Source organism: Synechococcus sp. CC9605, from assembly GCF_000012625.1.
Taxonomy (GTDB): Bacteria; Cyanobacteriota; Cyanobacteriia; order PCC-6307; family Cyanobiaceae; genus Parasynechococcus.
In genome coordinates this window covers 2,161,920-2,178,017 of sequence record NC_007516.1, presented here as the reverse complement: position 1 = coordinate 2,178,017, position 16,098 = coordinate 2,161,920, and the positions used below count along the sequence as shown (strand labels likewise).

The following is a 16,098-nucleotide window of genomic DNA, read 5'->3' as shown; positions in this document are numbered from 1 at the left end:
TTAATTTTGATCGGAAAATTGTTTTATTGAGCCCCTAATAATTCTTTTTCTGATCGTATCGACAGAGGCAAATTGCGCCATTAATCTGAATTACCTGGCATGTCTTTGCCGGCATTTTCTCTTGGTGTGAGAACCCAAAATGAAGCTTTTCCAGCAACTGCTGGTGGCTCCTGCTGCCCTTGGCCTTCTGGCCCCTTTGGCTGTTGTCAACAGCCCAGCAGCCAATGCCGCCGAGCTGAACATCAACGACGTTTCTGATTACGCGGCTACTGCCAGTGGCAACAGCCTTGATCAGGTCACCAGCGTTACCCAATTCTCTGACGTTTACCCCACCGACTGGGCCTATCAGGCTCTGGCCAACCTGGTGGAGACCTACGGCTGCGTCGCCGGCTACCCCAACGGCACCTTCCGTGGCAACCGGGCGATGACCCGCTACGAAGCGGCTGCCCTGCTGAACGCCTGCCTCGACCGGATCACTGAAGTGACCGACGAGCTGCGTCGTCTGCTCAAGGAATTCGAAACCGAGCTGGCCATCCTCAAGGGTCGCGTTGACGGCCTCGAGGCCCGCGTCGGCGAACTGGAAGCCACCCAGTTCTCCACCACCACCAAGCTCAGTGGCACAAGTAACTGGGTGGCTGGTGCGACACGCGCCAAAGGTGACAACTACAACACCGGTGGAGAGAAGGGTGCCCGTGATGACTGGAACGCGAAATATGGCGGCTTCTCCTTCAGCTATGACGTGCGTCTTGCGCTGAAGACCTCTTTCAGCGGCAAGGATCTGCTGTACACCCGTCTGCGCGCCGGGAACATGTACAACGTGTTTGAGGCGGCTCCATTTGTTTATTGGCCCGGCAGTCTTAATGTCTATTTTGATACCAATAATGTCTTACTAGTCGATCGTTTTTACTATCGATTCCCACTCGGCAACAGCTTCACCGTCCAGGTTGGTCCTACGACCCGAAACACCGAGATGATGGGCTACAAGGCCAGCGCCTACGCCAGGGGCGGGGACAAGGTGCTTGATTTCTTTGGTGGTTCCCTGGGTACTCCCGGTGTCTGGAACAAGGAAACCGGTGCTGGTTTCGGAGCTTTCTACAGCAACAAAAAGCAGGTTGAGAAGGGCAACCCCTACTTCACATTGTCAGCCAGTTATGTGGCTGATTGGGGAGAGGGCAATGACAGCAATCCCAACACGGGTGGCTTCATGACCGACAACTCCGAAGGCAACATCACCACGCAGATTGCCTTCGGCAACAAGCAGTGGGGCTTGGCCGCCGGTTATCGCTACGGCCAGTGTGGTGCCAGGTTCCGGACCGGTACTCAGTTTGCCCTCGGCGACTCCTATGGCACCCCTTGCACCGTTGAGGTCGACGGTAAGGACGAGCGCACCAACGCAGACAGCCACAGCTGGTCTTTCCATGGCTTCTGGAGTCCTGAGGAGTCCGGCTGGATGCCTTCCATTAGCGCTGGTGTTGGTGCCTCTTACCTCAACGGCAACGATGCCTGGAAGGACAACACCAATAAGCGGGCCATGGCCAGCTGGATGGTGGGTCTGACCTGGAACGATGTCTTCCTCGAAGGCAATGCCCTGGGCTATGCCGTGGGCCAGCCTCAGTTCGTCTATGACGTTGAAGACGGCTTTGTGGCTGACGGTGGTTACGCCATGGAGCTCTGGTACAGCTTCCAGGTCACCGACAACATCCAGATCACCCCTGCTGTGTACTGGCTGAGCCGTCCCTTCGGTGACAACACCCAGAACGTCAACGGCGACTACAAGTCCCTCGGCGTCTTCGGTGGCCTGGTGCAGACCACCTTCAAGTTCTGATCACTGGGCCCAGCTTCGGTTGGGCCTTCAGAACACCCTTCCTCACACCCACATCTCAAGCCCTCCCCTTGTGGAGGGCTTTTTTTATGGCCGTTCTGCGGGCAAGCTGCAGCCATGAGCATTGCTCCTGACATCACAGCCTTGATCGGTGGCACGCCCCTCGTGCGGTTGAACCGTCTGCCCCAGGCCTGCGGCTGCCAGGCCGAGATCCTGGCCAAGTTGGAGAGCTTTAATCCCTCCGCCTCGGTGAAAGACCGCATCGCCAGCGCCATGGTGTTGGAGGCGGAGCAATCCGGCACGATCATTCCAGGCCGAACGGTGCTGGTGGAGCCCACCAGTGGCAACACCGGCATCGCCCTGGCCATGGTGGCGGCGGCCCGGGGGTACCGGCTGATCCTCACCATGCCGGACACTATGAGCACGGAGCGTCGCGCGATGCTGCGGGCCTATGGGGCCGAGTTGCAGCTCACCGACGGTGCCCAGGGCATGAATGGGGCGATCGCCCTGGCCAAGGAGTTGGTGGATGAGATTCCCAATGCCTATCTGCTGCAGCAGTTCGACAACCCCGCCAATCCAGCCGTGCATGAACGCACCACGGCGGAGGAGATCTGGCGCGATACCGAGGGCCAGATCGATGCCTTTGTGGCGGGGGTGGGCACCGGCGGCACCATCACCGGTTGTGCCCGGCTGTTGAAACAGCGGCAGCCGCAGCTTCAGGTAATTGCCGTAGAGCCCGAGGCCAGTGCCGTGCTGTCTGGCAAGCCTCCTGGGGCCCATCGCATTCAGGGGATCGGGGCTGGTTTTGTGCCTGCGGTGTTGGAATTGGATCGGATCGACTCGATCCTCACGGTGAGCGATGAGGAGGCCATGCAAGTGGGCCGGCGCCTGGCCCGTGAGGAAGGTCTGCTCTGTGGCATCAGCAGTGGCGCGGCCATGGCTGCGGCTCTGCGGGTGGGCCAGGACCCCGCCATGGTGGGCAAACGCCTGGTGGTGATGCTGGCTAGTTATGGCGAGCGCTACCTCTCCACCCCGATGTTCAGTGCTGCTTCGCAGCTGCCGGCCCGGAGGGATGGTCAGCTGTGAGCGATCCCTATGCCGTGCTCGGTGTCAGCAGCACCGCCAGCAACGCTGAGATCAAGGCGGCCTACCGCCAGCTGGTGAAGCAGCACCATCCCGATGCCGGTGGCGACGACCAGCAGATGCTGGCCCTCAATGCCGCCTGGGAAGTTCTCGGGGATGCCGAGCGCCGTAAGGCCTTTGATCGCACGCGGCCCCAGCCGGCCCGGGCTGCATCGCCGACGGATCTGCGCCGGGCCAGCCGTGCCCACGATCGTGCTTTGGCCGCCGATGATGCCCTGGTGGAGTGGCTGCGACGGGTCTACGCCCCGATCGATCGCATGCTCGGTGAGGTCATCAATCCCTTCCCTAAGCAACTCAAGGCACTGTCGGCTGATCCTTACGACGACGAGCTAATGGAGGCGTTCTGCAGCTATCTCGAGGCGAGCGGACGCCGGATGGACAAGGTCAAGCAACTGTTCCAGTCGTTGCCCACGCCGGCCTCGGCCCGTGGCTTCGGTTTGAGCCTGTATCACTGCCTCTCCGAAGTGGAGGACGCTCTGGCCGAACTGGAGCGTTACACCATGGGCTACGTGGATGGGTATCTCCACGATGGTCGCGAGATGCTGCGGGAGGCCAAGCAGCGACGCAAGCGCCTCCAGGATGAACGGCGTCGCTTGGAGATCGTGTGAAGCAGCGCTGGCGTTTCTGGGCTTCGGTTGCCTTGATCTGGGTGCTCTCCACCCTGGTGGATCGGCTCTGGTGGACGCTGCAGACCGGGGTTCCCGCCTGGGATCAGGCCGACTACCTCAACAGCGCCATGGACCATGGCCGCGCCTTGGGCCTGCTTCCCGGTGGCGGTTGGCAGGGTTGGCAGGCGTTGCTGGATCTCTCGCCGAAGATTCCGCCCCTGGCCTCGCTGGTGAACGGCAGCGTGATGGCCCTGAGTGGTGATGCCCCGGAGCAAGCGGCCTGGAGCTTGAGCCTCTGGCACGGTTTGCTTCTGATGGTGATGGCGGGCTGGGGACGACGGCTGCAGGGGGATGGCCTGGCCTTGATCGCCTGCCTGTTGGCGGCATTGACGCCGGCTTTTCTGGATCTGCGCACGGACTACGTGCTGGAGATGGCCCTGGTGGCGTGTTGCAGTCTGGCGATCTGGCGTCTCGGGGTCTGGTGCGATCCGAAGAGCGGTGGCCGCTGGAGGCAGGCCTGGTGTTGCACCCTGGCAGCCATCGCTGCGGTGCTGGTGAAGCAAAGCGCCCTGCTTGTGCTTGTGCCTGGGGGACTCTGGGCTGCGGGATTGGCGTTGCGGCGGGGAGGCCCTTGGTTGCGGCAAGCCCTGCTGCTACCTGTGCTCATGGCGGCGTTAATTGGTCCCTGGTTGCGTCACAACTGGATCACTAGCCTCGGCGGCACCAACCGGGCCGTGTTCGAGTCGGCGGCCCTGGAAGGGGATCCTGGCGTGCTCAGTCTGGCCAGTTGGTTGTGGTACCCGCGCTTGTTGCCGGAGCAGCTCGGCAGCGTTCTGTTGCTGGTGGGGTTGTCGGGGCTGCTGCTTTGGTGCTGGCAGCGTCAGCAGCACTCCAGCGATCACTCCTGGTCCTGGCGCTGGCTCCTGATCAATTTGGTGGCGGCCTGGGTGCTCACCACGTTGAGCCCCAACAAAGGCGACCGCTACATCGCTCCCCTGCTCCCCTCTCTGCTTTTGCTCTTGGCCCGTGGGTGGTGGCAATGGGGCTACTGGTTGGAGGCCAGGCGTTCGAGGCTGGTGTGGCCCCTATTCGGTGCTGGGCTGCTGGCCTGTGTTCCGGCGGGCTGGGCCCATCAGCTACATCGCTTTGACGACCGGCCCCGTGGGCCGGTGGAGGCGCTGGTGAAGGCTGCCGGTGGTGGAGACCCCAGCACGCCTCCCTCCACCTTGATCGTGGTGCCCAGCACCTCCGATCTCAACCAGCACAACGTCAGCTTCTACGGCCGTCGCCACGGGGGGCAGACCGTTGGCCGGCAGCTGGGGGGCAGCCGCCAGGACCGTGAGCCAGTGCTGGCTCGGGCTGAATGGGTGGTGTTGGCGGAAGGGAACCAGGGATCAGTGCGCAAAGCGGCGCGAAAGCTGGATCAAGCCGTGCGCAGCAGCGGTGTGTTCGAGCCATTGCATCAATTTGAGCGCCCCAAGGGGGGGAGTTATTCCCTCTGGCGCCGCCGCGCGACGCATCCGATTGCAGGCCCTTCCTTTGCGCAGCGCTTCCCCGTCCTCGCCGCTGGCCTGGCGGCAGGGCCGCTGGGGCTGGATCCGGTGTTCGCTGCGGTGGGGCAGGAGCACATGCTCGATGGCCATTTCAGCTACCGGGATCCGGTGCGTTCTGAGGCCTTGGCGGCCTTGGCGCAGGATCCCGATGCTGTGCAACCGCGTTGGACCCTTGCTCTGCTGGCGGTGCTGGGAAACCGCCCCTCGCAGGCGTCAGAGCAGTTCGAGGTCTTGCAACGGCTGTTGCCCGATAACCCCTGGCCAGCGGCCTACCGCAGTGTGGTCAACCTTGCAGGGTGGAATCCCTGGCAGGCCGCCGCTGCTGCGGATGGCGCCAGTGTTTCGAATCCTGTGCTGGCGGCGCTGGGGGATCTCAGCGGTGTGCTCTCCGGTGCTGTTTGGCGCATCCCTGCCGCCAGCACCTCAGTCCCAGCGGCCATCACAGCCGTGGAGGAGGCCCTGGAGCCTGCCTCCAACCAAGATCAAGATCAGGAGCAGGCTTCCAGCTGATCCATTCGCAGCCACACATCGGGCACCGGACGGTTCCAGCGCACTTGGCCGTAGTCCCCTTTCACCACCAGCAGCTCGCCAGGACCTTCAAAGATGTAGTCGGGTGCTGTTGGATCGCTGGCTCCAGCCTCAAGGCTGGAGCTGTAGGCGGCTCTGTTCACCTTGACCAAGGCACCTTTGCGCAGCGCAGCAGGCTTGGCCTTGGCGGGGGCAGCGGCGTCGGATTCAGCCATGACAGGGGAAGGTGATGGCACCAGGCTAAAACCAATCGCCCACGAATCCCCTTAGCCTCCCAGCCGCAACACCCCCGCTTTCATGCGTCTGCTGCTGTTTGGCTGCACTGGTTTTGTTGGCCGTGAGCTCCTGCCGCTCCTGCTTCAGGCCGGGCTTCAGCTCACGGTGGTCAGCCGCCGGTTGGCCCGCGGCTACGACGCTGAACGGGCAGATGGGCGACTGACCTGGATGCAGTTCGACCCTGCCAGCAGCAGCACCTGGGCCGACGCCGGGCTGTTGGATGCCCTCAATCAGGCCGATGCGGTGGTCAATCTGGCGGGGGAACCGATTGCCGAGAAACGTTGGACCCCGACCCATCGGCAGCTGCTTGAAACCAGCCGGCTGGAAACGACCTCTCATTTGGTGAAAGCGATCAAGGCCTGTGCAACACCACCAAAAGTGCTGGTGAATGCCTCGGCAATTGGTTTCTATGGATCCAGCCTGGACAAGCGTTTTCTCGAATCAAGCAACCCAGGCGACGACTTCCTTGCGAGCTTGTGTGAGCGCTGGGAAGCGGCGGCTGAGGCGGTGCCGTCTGCGGTACGGCAGGTCACCCTGCGGATCGGCATCGTGCTGGCGGCCGACGGCGGCGCACTCGGAAAAATGCTTCCGGTGTTCCGCACAGGGTTTGGCGGTCCAATCGGCAGTGGCCGGCAGTGGATGAGTTGGATCCACCGCAGCGACCTCTGCGCCCTGATCCTCCAATCCCTCACGGACGAGAGCTGGAGTGGCGTGATCAATGCCGTGGCTCCCGAGCCCGTCTCGATGACGGCCTTCTCCAAGCAGCTGGGGCGCAGCCTGGGCCGTCCGAGTTTGTTGCCGGTGCCAGCTCCAGTGCTTCAGGTGCTTCTGGGGGACGGCGCCAAGGTGGTGTTGGAGGGCCAGCAGGTTGCGTCGGAACGGCTTGAAGGCTTGAACTTCAGCTTCCGCTACCCCGATCTGGCTTCAGCACTCGCCGCTGCCACCAGCTGAAGATGCCGCTCACCAGGGCCGCCATTATTAGCAGGCTGATGGCTGGGGCGAACAGGGGTTGCCACAGCACTTGAACCCGGTCCATCAGCCAGTTATTGCCTTGGCCCTGACGCACCACGGCAACGGCGAAGACCCCAGCGCCGACAAACACCAGCAGCACATTCACCATCAGCAGCCGGTCGAGCCAGCGCTTCCAGGCCGGTTCTAAAGGGGCACTCATGGCAGCAGGGCATCGATCGCTGTCGCCATTCTCAGGCCACCGCCCGCTTCTCCGAGGCGCCATTTGGCTTCTTCTCGGCATTGCCGCTGCAAGCCAGGATCCCGTCGCGCACGCTCAAGCAGAGCCATGGCCAGCTCCGCTGTTCTCTCCAAAGCCTCACGGCTGCCACTTTCTCCGTCGGCGCAGAACACCGTGGGCCCGAGCAGGCGCCGTTGGGCTTCAGCGAATGCTGCTGTGAATTGAGGCCCTTGGCCCGGCACCTGCAGCACCGGTTTGGCCAGGCCAACGGCCTGTTCGATGGCGGTACCTGCCATGCCGATCACCAGATCGCTGTGCTGCAGCACGGCACGGAAGGCCCCGCGGCGAACGTTGATCGCCCGGGCTCCCTCACGTTCCAGCACGCCGTTCTCCAAGTGCCAGCCGCATCGTTCGCTGAGCTGCCGCAAGCTGTTGTCATCCAGGCTGGGCACCAGGGCCAGATCCATGTTGCAGCGCACTGTGCTCGGCAGCAGCTCGATCAGCCGCAGCAAGAGCTGCAGGTTCTGTTCCAATTCCGGTCGGCGGCTGCCGGGCAGCAGACCGACGCGTGGCATGCTGCTGGGCGGCGGGGCGGCTGCTGTGAGCACCGAATCCATGAATGGATTGCCCAGGAAGCTCACCGGCCGTTGCAGTTGCCCGCTGAGGTCCTTGGCGGTGCGTTGATCGCGGCTGTACACCGCTTTGAACCGCTGGCTTTTCAACAGAGCGGCGCAGGGCCAGGGCAGCCGCAGCGTCCCTTCGTAGTGGCTGGAGTAGGCCACCAGATAGGTCGCCACAGGGCGTTGGCTGAGCCATGCCGCGATCACAGGGATCACATCGCCCACCACCAGGATCAGATCAAAGCGACGCCGGTGCCGCATCAAACGGATCAGGCGACGCAGCAGATACAGCATTTGCCCTTGGGCGATCTCGGTAAGGCGGCCGCGAAGGCTGGTGTAGCCAATGCCCCCGGTGCTGAATTCGTGGCTGCGTCCCAGCAGTGGCACGCCGGCTTTTTGATAAGCGCTGCCAAGGCCCGCTAGCGGGAGCGCCTGCACTTTGTGCCCCTGTCGCTGAAGCTCCTGGGCGAGTAAGGCGCCGGAGAGGTCTTCACCGTGGCCATTGCTCAGCAGCAGGATGCGTGCCATCGCCGGTGTACCCCTCACCACATCCAGGTGCTCGGCTCCGGAATGCCGTTGGCGCGCCTGGCCAGTTGCAACCGTCGTGCTTCGCTGGCCGGGCGTTCCCGCCGAAATTGTTCCGAACGATCCGCTGGAGGCCGCACGCGAACCTGGGACGGCAGACGGGTGATGGTCCAGGTGGCTGTCATGCAGGGGCTTTCAGGCAGGCGGAGCGTCCGTTGTGATTAGAGCTCAAGCCAGGCTTTCACTTTTTCAAGGGCCTTCCAGCCGGGTTTGCGCTCGAGTCCGTCGGTGATCGAGGCCTTCAGTTCGCTGGACACCTCTGGGGCCAGAGTCATCACCTGCTGCACCACCTGGATGTGGTCGCGCACGCCCTTGGATTGGGTCTCCAGCAAAGCAAGGCTGAGGTTGATTCTGGCCTGGGGGTCCTGGCCGTTGAGTCTCACAGCGAAACGTGCCGACCGCAGCGCCTCCTCCGGTTGGTCGCAAAGCAGCTGCAGCCAGGCTAGGCAGGTCCAGCCCGCTGATTGGCGAGGAGCGGCTTCAACTAAGCGGGCGAAATCAGGCAGCACCTCTTCGGCTGCGGCGCCAGCCTGATATCGGGCCATGGCCTGCTCAAACAGGCTGTCCTGGGAAGTCTCTATCAACAGGGAGAGGGCAGTGGTCTCTACTCAGATTCCCACGTGGCTTTGCTCACACGGCGAAGGAACTGCCGCAGCCGCAGGTCTGGCTGGCATTGGGGTTGGTGAAGTTGAAGCCACCGCCGATCAGGGCAGTGCTGAAGTCCAGCTGCATTCCGTAGATGTAGAGAAGGCTTTTCGGATCACAGATCACCCGGAAGCTCTGTCCATCAGCCGCCGCGTACTCGTAGGTCTCGTCGTCGTCGAGGGTGTCGGAGGCGGGCACGAAATCCATTGTGTAGCTCATGCCGCTGCAGCCCCCGGACCGCACCCCGACACGCAGCACCTGGTTCTCGCCCTGTTCGCCACACAGCTTCGCCAGCTGCTGCATCGCCGGTTCAGTGATCAGGATGCCCTTGCCGTCTTTGGCGGTATGGGCCGGCGCGGTATCGGGGGTGGAAGTCATGATTGACGCAGGCTCGTGCTCTCACTCTATGAACGCTCATACATAGAGTCGCCTTAGTTGACCAGATCTTGTGCGGGTCGCGATCGTTGGTTCCGGCCTCGCCGGCCTCTCCGCTGCAGTGGACCTCGTGGATGCGGGCCATGAGGTGAATCTCTACGAAGCCCGTCCTTTTATGGGCGGCAAGGTGGGTAGCTGGGTGGATGAGGGCGGTAACCACATCGAGATGGGGTTGCACGTCTTCTTTTTTAATTACGCCAACCTCTTCGCCTTGATGCGCAAGGTGGGAGCGTTCGAGAATCTTCTGCCCAAGCAGCACACGCACCTGTTCGTGAACAAGGGGGGCGATCTGCGGGAGCTGGATTTCCGCTTCCCCATTGGTGCACCCTTCAACGGCCTCAAGGCGTTTTTCACCACACCGCAGCTCAGCTGGATCGACAAGCTGCGCAATGCCCTTGCCCTGGGCACCAGCCCGATCGTGCGCGGTCTGGTGGATTACGAGGGGGCGATGCGCACCATCCGAGCCCTCGACTCCGTCAGTTTCCAGGATTGGTTCGTCAGCCATGGCGGTAGCCCCGAAAGCATCCGGCGGATGTGGAACCCCATTGCCTACGCCCTGGGCTTCATCGATTGCGAGGCCATCTCCGCCCGCTGCATGCTCACCATCTTCATGATGTTTGCGGCCAAGACGGAAGCCTCCAAGCTCAATCTGCTGAAGGGATCGCCCCATCGCTGGCTCACGGGTCCGATCCTCGACTACATCCAGCAGCGTGGAGGCAAGTTGCACCTGCGTCATCGGGTGAAGCAGGTGGACTACAGCGAGGGTGAATCACCTGAGATCACAGGCCTGCAGCTGGGGACTCCTGATGGAGACATCCGCGTTGAGGCTGACGCCTACCTGGCCGCCTGTGATGTTCCCGGGATTCAGAAGCTGCTGCCCGAGGCCTGGAACCGGTACCCCCAGTTCGAGGCGATTCATCAGCTGGAGGCCGTACCCGTGGCCACCGTTCAGCTCCGCTACGACGGCTGGGTAACCGAACTGGGTGATGCCCAGGAAGACCGGCGCCGGGATGTGGCAGCACCCACGGGGCTCAACAACCTGCTGTACACGGCTGATGCCGATTTCAGCTGTTTTGCCGATTTGGCCCTGGCCAGCCCGGAGGACTACCGCAAGGAGGGAGAGGGCTCCCTGCTCCAATGCGTGCTCACCCCTGGTGATCCCTGGATTCCCAAGTCGGTGGACGAGATCGTGGCCCACACCGATCGTCAGGTGCGCGAGCTGTTCCCCTCGGCTCGCAACCTCAAGCTCACCTGGAGCAACGTGGTGAAACTGGCTCAGTCGTTGTACCGGGAAGCCCCGGGCATGGAGCCCTACCGCCCGGAGCAGCGCACGCCGATCCGCAATTTCTTCTTGGCCGGCAGCTACACCCGTCAGGACTACATCGATTCGATGGAGGGAGCCACGATGAGCGGTCATCTGGCGGCGGCGGCGATCCTCGATCAGCCGGTGAAACTAGCCACAAACGCGGCGGTGGCCTGATGGGACGCTGGCTCGAACACACGGTCACCTCTGAGGTGCAGGCCCCGGCCTCCAAGGTCTGGGAGGTCTGGAGTGATCTCGAAGCGATGCCTCGATGGATGCGCTGGATTGAGTCGGTTACGCCCCTCGAAGACCCCGATCTCACCGATTGGACCCTGGCGGCCCAGGGCTTCCGCTTCAGTTGGAAGGCCCGGATCACCCAGCGGGTCGAAGCTCAACAACTGCACTGGGAATCGGTGGGTGGCCTGCCCACCAAGGGTGCTGTGCGCTTCTACCCCGAAGCCTCCGACCGCACTGTGGTCAAGTTGAGCGTGACCTATGAATTGCCGAGAGTCTTGGCACCGCTCATGGAACCCAGCATCCTGGGGGGCATCGTGACCAAGGAGCTCCAGGCGAACCTTGACCGTTTCTGTGACCTTGTGGAAGCAGGCGGCTGAGCGCTTGCTTGCCTTCGTCGACCTGTTGATGGTCGCGGGGGGCTGTGGTGGTGAAACGCCAACAGCCACGGCGCTGCCACCGGTTCCAGTGAAACCTGAGCCACTGCCGGAAACGTCAGCGCCGGTGATACCACCGATTGGTCTCACCCCTCTGCCTTCGGCTGAGGATGTGCAGCAGGCTGCCCCAGGCGGACGGGTGGATCCCTTTGGGCCTCTTGTTGGTGTGGAGGCTGCGGATGTTCAAGACCCCACCACTGGTCTCACCCTGACTGGCGTTCTGCTGGTGGGAGATCAGAAACGAGCCATGCTGACCACCGCCAGCGGTAGCGGTGTGGTCTGTGTGGGGTCCGATGGCCGCTGCGCAGAGGATGCTCCTGTGCTGCTGCCGACCGGATGGTCGGTGCTCAGCATCGATGTGGAGCGCGGCTGCATTCGCCTGGCGCTGAACGATGAGCCTCATGATCCCTTCTGCATGGCTTGAGCGCAGGCATCGGCTAATCCTTCGAGATCGTGGGGGTCGGCCTCAGCATCCACCCGACCGAAGCATTGGCGGCAGCTGCGGCTGGTCTGGGGGCCTATCGAAACCACCTTCACCCCCTCCAACCGTTCGGCCCAGCCGGCACCGAAGCGTTGTTCCAGCAGCTTCGCGGTGTGCTGAGCGGTCTTGCCGCTGCTGAAGGCAATGGCATCGACCTTGCCCTCGTCCAGGGCGGTCGCTGTTGGCTCCGGCATTGCGACGGGGCAGCAGGACTCATAGGCCGCCACCTCCACCACCCTCACTCCTGCTTCACCGAAGGCGTCCGCCAGCAGGGTGCGACCACCGCTCTGAACCCGTGGCAAAAGCATCTTGAGACCCCAGCCCGACACCGGGAAGTGATCGATCAAGCTGTCGGCCACGAAGCTGGGTGGCACGAAATCAGCGCTCGCCCCCAGATCGTCCAGCATCTGCGCCGTTTTGCGGCCCACCGCCGCAATCTTGAGGCTGGCGGGGCGTCGGGCCAGGCAACGGCCGAGGCGCTGCAGCCGCTGTTCCACGGCCTGAACGCCATTGGCGCTGGAGAACACCAGCCAGTGAAAGCTGTCCAAGTCTTCGAGGGCGTCATCCAGAGGCCCCCAGTGGTCGGGTGGTCCGATCACCAGGGCAGGAAGGTCTAGCACTGTTGCCCCCTGCTGCTCCAGCAGCTGGCGAGCGGCCCCCTGCTGGTCGGCCGCGCGGGTGACGACCACCGTTCGGCCCTGCAAGGGATGGCTCAAGCGACAGCCTCCCCGTCCAGCTTCACCACCCCCTGCACCCTCTCGCGCAGCTGCTCAGCCGCTTTGGTGCTGCCCTGCGCCTGAAGCAGCTTGATGGCGCGGATGAAGCTGCTGCGAGCGGCGTCGATGTTGCCGCCCAAAAGCTGGGCCACAGCATTGTTCTGATGGCACTCAGCGTTGTTGGGATCCAAGGCGAGTGCGCGCCCGTAGGCCTCCAGGGCCGCAGCGAGATCGCCGCGCCGCCGTTGCATCAGCCCAAGGTTGTACCAGGCGAGGGCCACTTCCGGTGCACGCTGGGCGGCGGTTTGGGTGAGGCTAATCGCTTCCTCTAGGTTGCCCTGTTCCATCAGTCGAGCCGCCAGGTTGAGGCGGGCTCCAAGACTGACCCGTGTGTCCAGGGGAATCTCCAGGGCTTGCCGATAGCAGCTCACTGCCTGGACGGGATCACTGGGGGCGAGGGCCAAGCCCAGGTGCAGCAGCAGCTCATAACGTTCGGCATCGGCCTTACCGCACTGCTTGAGGCCGCTCTGCAGCAGGGGGATGGCTTGGTCGGTCTTGCCTTCGCTGATCAGCAGACCCCCCAGCTTGGCGCTGGCGTAGGGATCACCGGGCCGCTCCTGCAGATCAGCTTCCATGGCTTGTCGCAGCCGATCGGCCTTATCGCTGCCCGCCAGCAGCTCCGGTCGGTAGCCGTCGTGGAGGATCGCTGGCTCACTGCAATCGGCGATGCGCCATTGGGGTTCCGTTTCCAGCAAGGCGCGAATGCTGTCGTCGATCATTGAGTGGTATGGCCGGCTCCATCGGATCGAGGGGTGGCGTCGGAACAGACGACTGACGCTGGAATAGGGCGCCATGGCAGCCCCCACCTCGTAGCGCAGCAGGTTGATCACCAGCACATCGGGCTGGGCCATCAGGGCCTTGAGTGCAGGGATGGCCTCAGCACGAAGCTGCTCGTCCGCGTCCAGCACCAGCACCCAGTCACCGTTGAGAAACTCCAGGGCCTGGTTGCGGGCTGGAGCGAAGTCCCCCGGCCAGCTGATCTGTTCAACCCGGGCTCCAGCCGCCTCGGCAATGGCCACCGTGGCGTCGGTGGAGCCGGTGTCCACCACCACCATCTCGTCAGCAAAGCCCTGCACGGAGGCCAGACATTCCCCGAGACGCGCTTCTTCATCGCGCACGATCATCGAGAGGCTGAGCATGACCGGCCGGCTAGAAGTTGGCGCGAGATTAGATGCGGTTGGCCAGTGCGGTTGGTTGGCGGTGGTCAGTCGGTGAATGCACCGCTGTTGCCCGTCGGCGTTGCGGTGGGACATAGAGCGTTGAGCACCTGGCGTTGGGCTTCCTGCATCTGGCCGGCGGAATAGGCGGCAGGGCAGTTGCTTGGCAGCAGCAGCTGCAGGGTGTCCCACATGTAAGGGCTGCCATAGACCACGACCCCGGCCAGCCGGTTGAGGGCGATCAGTTGTTGGATCGCTGCGGCCCAGGGTTCCTGGGCATCCCGCCCGGCCCGGAAGGGGTTGCCCCGCAGGAACAGCTGCAGCAGCACCGCTCCGTCGCCAAGGCGGTCCAATGCCAGGGGCGCCTTCGGTTGGTCGCTCCAGGGCGACAGGCCCTCGCCGTGCAGCACGAGCGAGCGGAACCCATGGGCTTCAGGGATGCGCAGGGCCGGTGACCAGCCGCTGAGGGCGGCTGCGCTAGGCACCAGGGCATCCACGCGCACCAGGTTGATTCCTGCTTGCGGGCGAACCGCTGCATCGCCGATCGTGATGCTGTGGCGCACCAGCTCAGCCTCAAGGCTTTGTTCGGCTGCGGTGACGATCGGACCTGAAGTTGTGCTGGTGGGGATCGATGCCAGTGCATGGGCCCGGCGTTGATGGCTCTGCTCCAACCGCTCGAGGGGCAGCCGTCCGCTGCTGAAGCTTTTGCAGAGACCATCGATAGCGGCATCGGCATCCGCTGGCATCAGGATCAGGTCGGCCCCTGCTTCAAAGGCCAGTACAGCTGCTTCGGCTGCGCCGTGCCGTGCGCTGATCGCTTCCATCACCAGGGCATCGGTCACCACCAGTCCCGTGAACCCCATCTCCTGCCTCAGCAGATCGGTGAGCACGGCTTTGGAGAGGGTGGCGGGCTGCTGCGGGTCCAGCTCTGGCAGCACCAGGTGAGCCGTCATCACGCTGTCCACACCAGCGGCAATGGCGGCCCGAAAGGGCGGCAGTTCGATTTGCTCCAGCCGTTCGCGGCTATGGGGCAGCACCGGTAGGTCCAGATGGGAGTCGCTGGCGGTGTCGCCGTGGCCGGGAAAGTGCTTGGCGCATCCGAGAACACCCGCTTGCTTCAACCCCCGCTGGAAGGCAACGGCCAGGGCGCTGGCACTCTTGGGATCTTCGCCCCAGGCCCGCATATTGATCACCGGGTTGGCGGGGTTGTTGTTGACGTCGCACACCGGCCCCAGCACCCAGTTCAGCCCGCAGCGGCGGGCCTGTTCGCCGGTGCAGCGGCCATAGCGCTCACTCAAATTCAAGGCCAGCTTGGGCTCCTGCTGGTGGAGACGCCCAAGGGCTAAGGGCGGCACCAGCCAGCTGGCCCCCTCGAAGCGCTGACCTACGCCCTCTTCCACGTCGGCGCAGAACAGCAACCGATGCTCACTCCAGCCCTGCAGTTGCTGGGTGCGTTGCTGGAGTTCCAAGGCGCTGCCCCCCAACAGGATCACGCCGCCAACTCCTTCCTGCAGCAAACGTTGCAGTTCGCGGTTCGGAAGCTCCCACTGGGGGTAGCGACGCTGCTGGTCGTTCAGATGACCACTGGCCCGAAGCACCAGCAGTTCCGCTACTCGGCGCCGCAGGCTGTCTGCCCCTGGACTGTCAGCCGGTCGGCTGTTCATCACTGCCTGGCTGTTGATCACTCCCCGGTGGAATGTCGCCCCGCTGCTGACGTTCGTCTTCGAGGCGATTCAGCAAGCCCAGCACGGAGGTGCCGCGCTCCAGCCCCCGATCCAGTTGGAACACCACTTCGGGGGCGCGCCTCATTTGCAGCCGTCGCCCCAGTTCTCCCCGCAGGAAGCCGCTGGCAGCTTGAAGTCCCTCGAGCACCTGGTCGCGCTCCTGAGCTTCCCCAAACACGCTCACGAATATCTTGCAGTGCTGCAGATCGCCGGACACTTCCACTTCGGTGATGCTCACCATGCCGTGGTGCACCCGTTCGTCCCGGATGCCGTTGATCATCAGTTCGCTGACTTCTTTGCGGATTAGGGCGGCCACCCGCTCCACTCGACGCCCCTGTGCCATCACGCCATCGGTGCTGAATTCACCATGGCACGCAGCACCAAGGTGAGGCTGATTCCACCGCTAATCAAGGCGCCGATCATGGCCACGGCCGTGACAGGATTGCTGCGCCGTGCGGCCAGGGGTTCGGCGACGGAGTTCATCACCCCGAGGGTGAAGGCCACAAGGTAGCGGGGGTAACGGGAGACGTTGAGGAAAAACTCCCGCATGGTTCTGGCGCGCTCGCAAATCTGCTGGCTACT

19 protein-coding genes are annotated in these 16,098 nt (G+C 63.4%); 8 read left to right on the top strand and 11 right to left on the bottom strand.

Features of this window, described 5'->3' with window-relative positions; genetic code table 11:
* Positions 1-139: 139 nt before the first annotated feature.
* The 4 genes from SYNCC9605_RS11815 to SYNCC9605_RS11800 all read left to right on the top strand — a co-directional run bounded on the left by SYNCC9605_RS11815 (position 140) and on the right by SYNCC9605_RS11800 (position 5,636).
* Positions 140-1,825, top strand: a complete 1,686-nt coding sequence (locus tag SYNCC9605_RS11815; RefSeq protein ID WP_011365296.1) for an iron uptake porin — start codon at positions 140-142, stop codon at positions 1,823-1,825.
* 114 nt (positions 1,826-1,939) lie between these two features.
* On the top strand, positions 1,940-2,908 hold the full coding sequence (gene cysK, locus SYNCC9605_RS11810; RefSeq protein WP_011365295.1) for a cysteine synthase A: 969 nt from the start codon (positions 1,940-1,942) through the stop codon (positions 2,906-2,908).
* The gene (locus SYNCC9605_RS11805) at positions 2,905-3,573 is read left to right on the top strand and encodes a J domain-containing protein (protein WP_011365294.1); all 669 of its coding nucleotides are present in this window, start codon (positions 2,905-2,907) and stop codon (positions 3,571-3,573) included. Before cysK ends, SYNCC9605_RS11805 begins: the two co-directional genes overlap by 4 nt.
* Positions 3,570-5,636, top strand: coding sequence for a glycosyltransferase family 39 protein (locus tag SYNCC9605_RS11800; RefSeq protein WP_011365293.1), 2,067 nt, complete (start codon positions 3,570-3,572; stop codon positions 5,634-5,636). The genes SYNCC9605_RS11805 and SYNCC9605_RS11800 overlap by 4 nt, the downstream gene beginning before the upstream one ends.
* On the opposite strand, the gene SYNCC9605_RS11795 is transcribed toward SYNCC9605_RS11800, so the two are convergent.
* Positions 5,615-5,869, bottom strand: coding sequence for an NAD(P)H-quinone oxidoreductase subunit O (locus tag SYNCC9605_RS11795; RefSeq protein ID WP_006850906.1), 255 nt, complete (start codon positions 5,867-5,869; stop codon positions 5,615-5,617). The two genes, SYNCC9605_RS11800 and SYNCC9605_RS11795, sit on opposite strands and share 22 nt — an antisense overlap.
* Before the next feature lie 82 nt (positions 5,870-5,951).
* Between SYNCC9605_RS11795 and SYNCC9605_RS11790 the strand changes: the two genes are divergently transcribed.
* Positions 5,952-6,881, top strand: coding sequence for a TIGR01777 family oxidoreductase (locus tag SYNCC9605_RS11790; RefSeq protein WP_011365292.1), 930 nt, complete (start codon positions 5,952-5,954; stop codon positions 6,879-6,881).
* Here the strand turns inward: SYNCC9605_RS11790 and SYNCC9605_RS11785 are convergent.
* From SYNCC9605_RS11785 to SYNCC9605_RS11770, 5 genes are read right to left on the bottom strand one after another with little or no spacing between them, the layout of a single operon-like run.
* A complete protein-coding gene (locus SYNCC9605_RS11785; protein WP_011365291.1) occupies positions 6,829-7,101 on the bottom strand; it encodes a hypothetical protein in 273 nt (90 codons plus the stop codon). The genes SYNCC9605_RS11790 and SYNCC9605_RS11785 overlap by 53 nt on opposite strands.
* Entirely contained in the window at positions 7,098-8,267 is a 1,170-nt protein-coding gene (locus SYNCC9605_RS11780; protein ID WP_011365290.1) for a lipid-A-disaccharide synthase-related protein, read from the bottom strand. The genes SYNCC9605_RS11785 and SYNCC9605_RS11780 overlap by 4 nt, the downstream gene beginning before the upstream one ends.
* 14 nt (positions 8,268-8,281) lie before the next feature.
* Positions 8,282-8,449 carry a hypothetical protein gene (locus SYNCC9605_RS15285; protein ID WP_198002454.1) on the bottom strand — a complete coding sequence of 56 codons (168 nt, stop codon included), beginning with the start codon at positions 8,447-8,449 and terminating at the stop codon, positions 8,282-8,284.
* A 36-nt stretch (positions 8,450-8,485) separates the two neighbouring features.
* Positions 8,486-8,905: a hypothetical protein gene (locus tag SYNCC9605_RS11775; protein WP_041435841.1), complete on the bottom strand. Its 420-nt coding sequence runs from the start codon at positions 8,903-8,905 to the stop codon at positions 8,486-8,488.
* A gap of 49 nt (positions 8,906-8,954) precedes the next feature.
* Positions 8,955-9,347 carry a HesB/IscA family protein gene (locus tag SYNCC9605_RS11770; protein ID WP_011365288.1) on the bottom strand — a complete coding sequence of 131 codons (393 nt, stop codon included), beginning with the start codon at positions 9,345-9,347 and terminating at the stop codon, positions 8,955-8,957.
* A 70-nt stretch (positions 9,348-9,417) separates the two neighbouring features.
* Here SYNCC9605_RS11770 and zds point away from each other — a divergent pair, with 70 nt between their 5' ends.
* From zds to SYNCC9605_RS11755, 3 genes are read left to right on the top strand one after another with little or no spacing between them, the layout of a single operon-like run.
* Complete coding sequence (gene zds / locus SYNCC9605_RS11765) at positions 9,418-10,884, top strand: 9,9'-di-cis-zeta-carotene desaturase (protein ID WP_011365287.1); 1,467 nt, start codon at positions 9,418-9,420, stop codon at positions 10,882-10,884.
* On the top strand, positions 10,884-11,321 hold the full coding sequence (locus SYNCC9605_RS11760) for an SRPBCC family protein (RefSeq protein WP_011365286.1): 438 nt from the start codon (positions 10,884-10,886) through the stop codon (positions 11,319-11,321). The genes zds and SYNCC9605_RS11760 overlap by 1 nt, the downstream gene beginning before the upstream one ends.
* Positions 11,284-11,802 carry a hypothetical protein gene (locus SYNCC9605_RS11755; RefSeq protein WP_156783130.1) on the top strand — a complete coding sequence of 173 codons (519 nt, stop codon included), beginning with the start codon at positions 11,284-11,286 and terminating at the stop codon, positions 11,800-11,802. Before SYNCC9605_RS11760 ends, SYNCC9605_RS11755 begins: the two co-directional genes overlap by 38 nt.
* On the opposite strand, the gene SYNCC9605_RS11750 is transcribed toward SYNCC9605_RS11755, so the two are convergent.
* The 5 genes from SYNCC9605_RS11750 to SYNCC9605_RS11730 all read right to left on the bottom strand — a co-directional run bounded on the left by SYNCC9605_RS11750 (position 11,778) and on the right by SYNCC9605_RS11730 (position 16,065).
* Positions 11,778-12,575: a uroporphyrinogen-III synthase gene (locus tag SYNCC9605_RS11750; protein ID WP_011365284.1), complete on the bottom strand. Its 798-nt coding sequence runs from the start codon at positions 12,573-12,575 to the stop codon at positions 11,778-11,780. The genes SYNCC9605_RS11755 and SYNCC9605_RS11750 overlap by 25 nt on opposite strands.
* Entirely contained in the window at positions 12,572-13,774 is a 1,203-nt protein-coding gene (locus SYNCC9605_RS11745) for a glycosyltransferase (protein WP_011365283.1), read from the bottom strand. Before SYNCC9605_RS11745 ends, SYNCC9605_RS11750 begins: the two co-directional genes overlap by 4 nt.
* A 65-nt stretch (positions 13,775-13,839) precedes the next feature.
* Complete coding sequence (locus tag SYNCC9605_RS11740) at positions 13,840-15,456, bottom strand: glycoside hydrolase family 3 N-terminal domain-containing protein (RefSeq protein ID WP_011365282.1); 1,617 nt, start codon at positions 15,454-15,456, stop codon at positions 13,840-13,842.
* Positions 15,437-15,859: a 30S ribosome-binding factor RbfA gene (rbfA, locus tag SYNCC9605_RS11735; RefSeq protein ID WP_011365281.1), complete on the bottom strand. Its 423-nt coding sequence runs from the start codon at positions 15,857-15,859 to the stop codon at positions 15,437-15,439. Before rbfA ends, SYNCC9605_RS11740 begins: the two co-directional genes overlap by 20 nt.
* The gene (locus SYNCC9605_RS11730) at positions 15,859-16,065 is read right to left on the bottom strand and encodes a DUF751 family protein (RefSeq protein WP_011365280.1); all 207 of its coding nucleotides are present in this window, start codon (positions 16,063-16,065) and stop codon (positions 15,859-15,861) included. The genes rbfA and SYNCC9605_RS11730 overlap by 1 nt, the downstream gene beginning before the upstream one ends.
* Between the last annotated feature and the right edge of the window lie 33 nt (positions 16,066-16,098).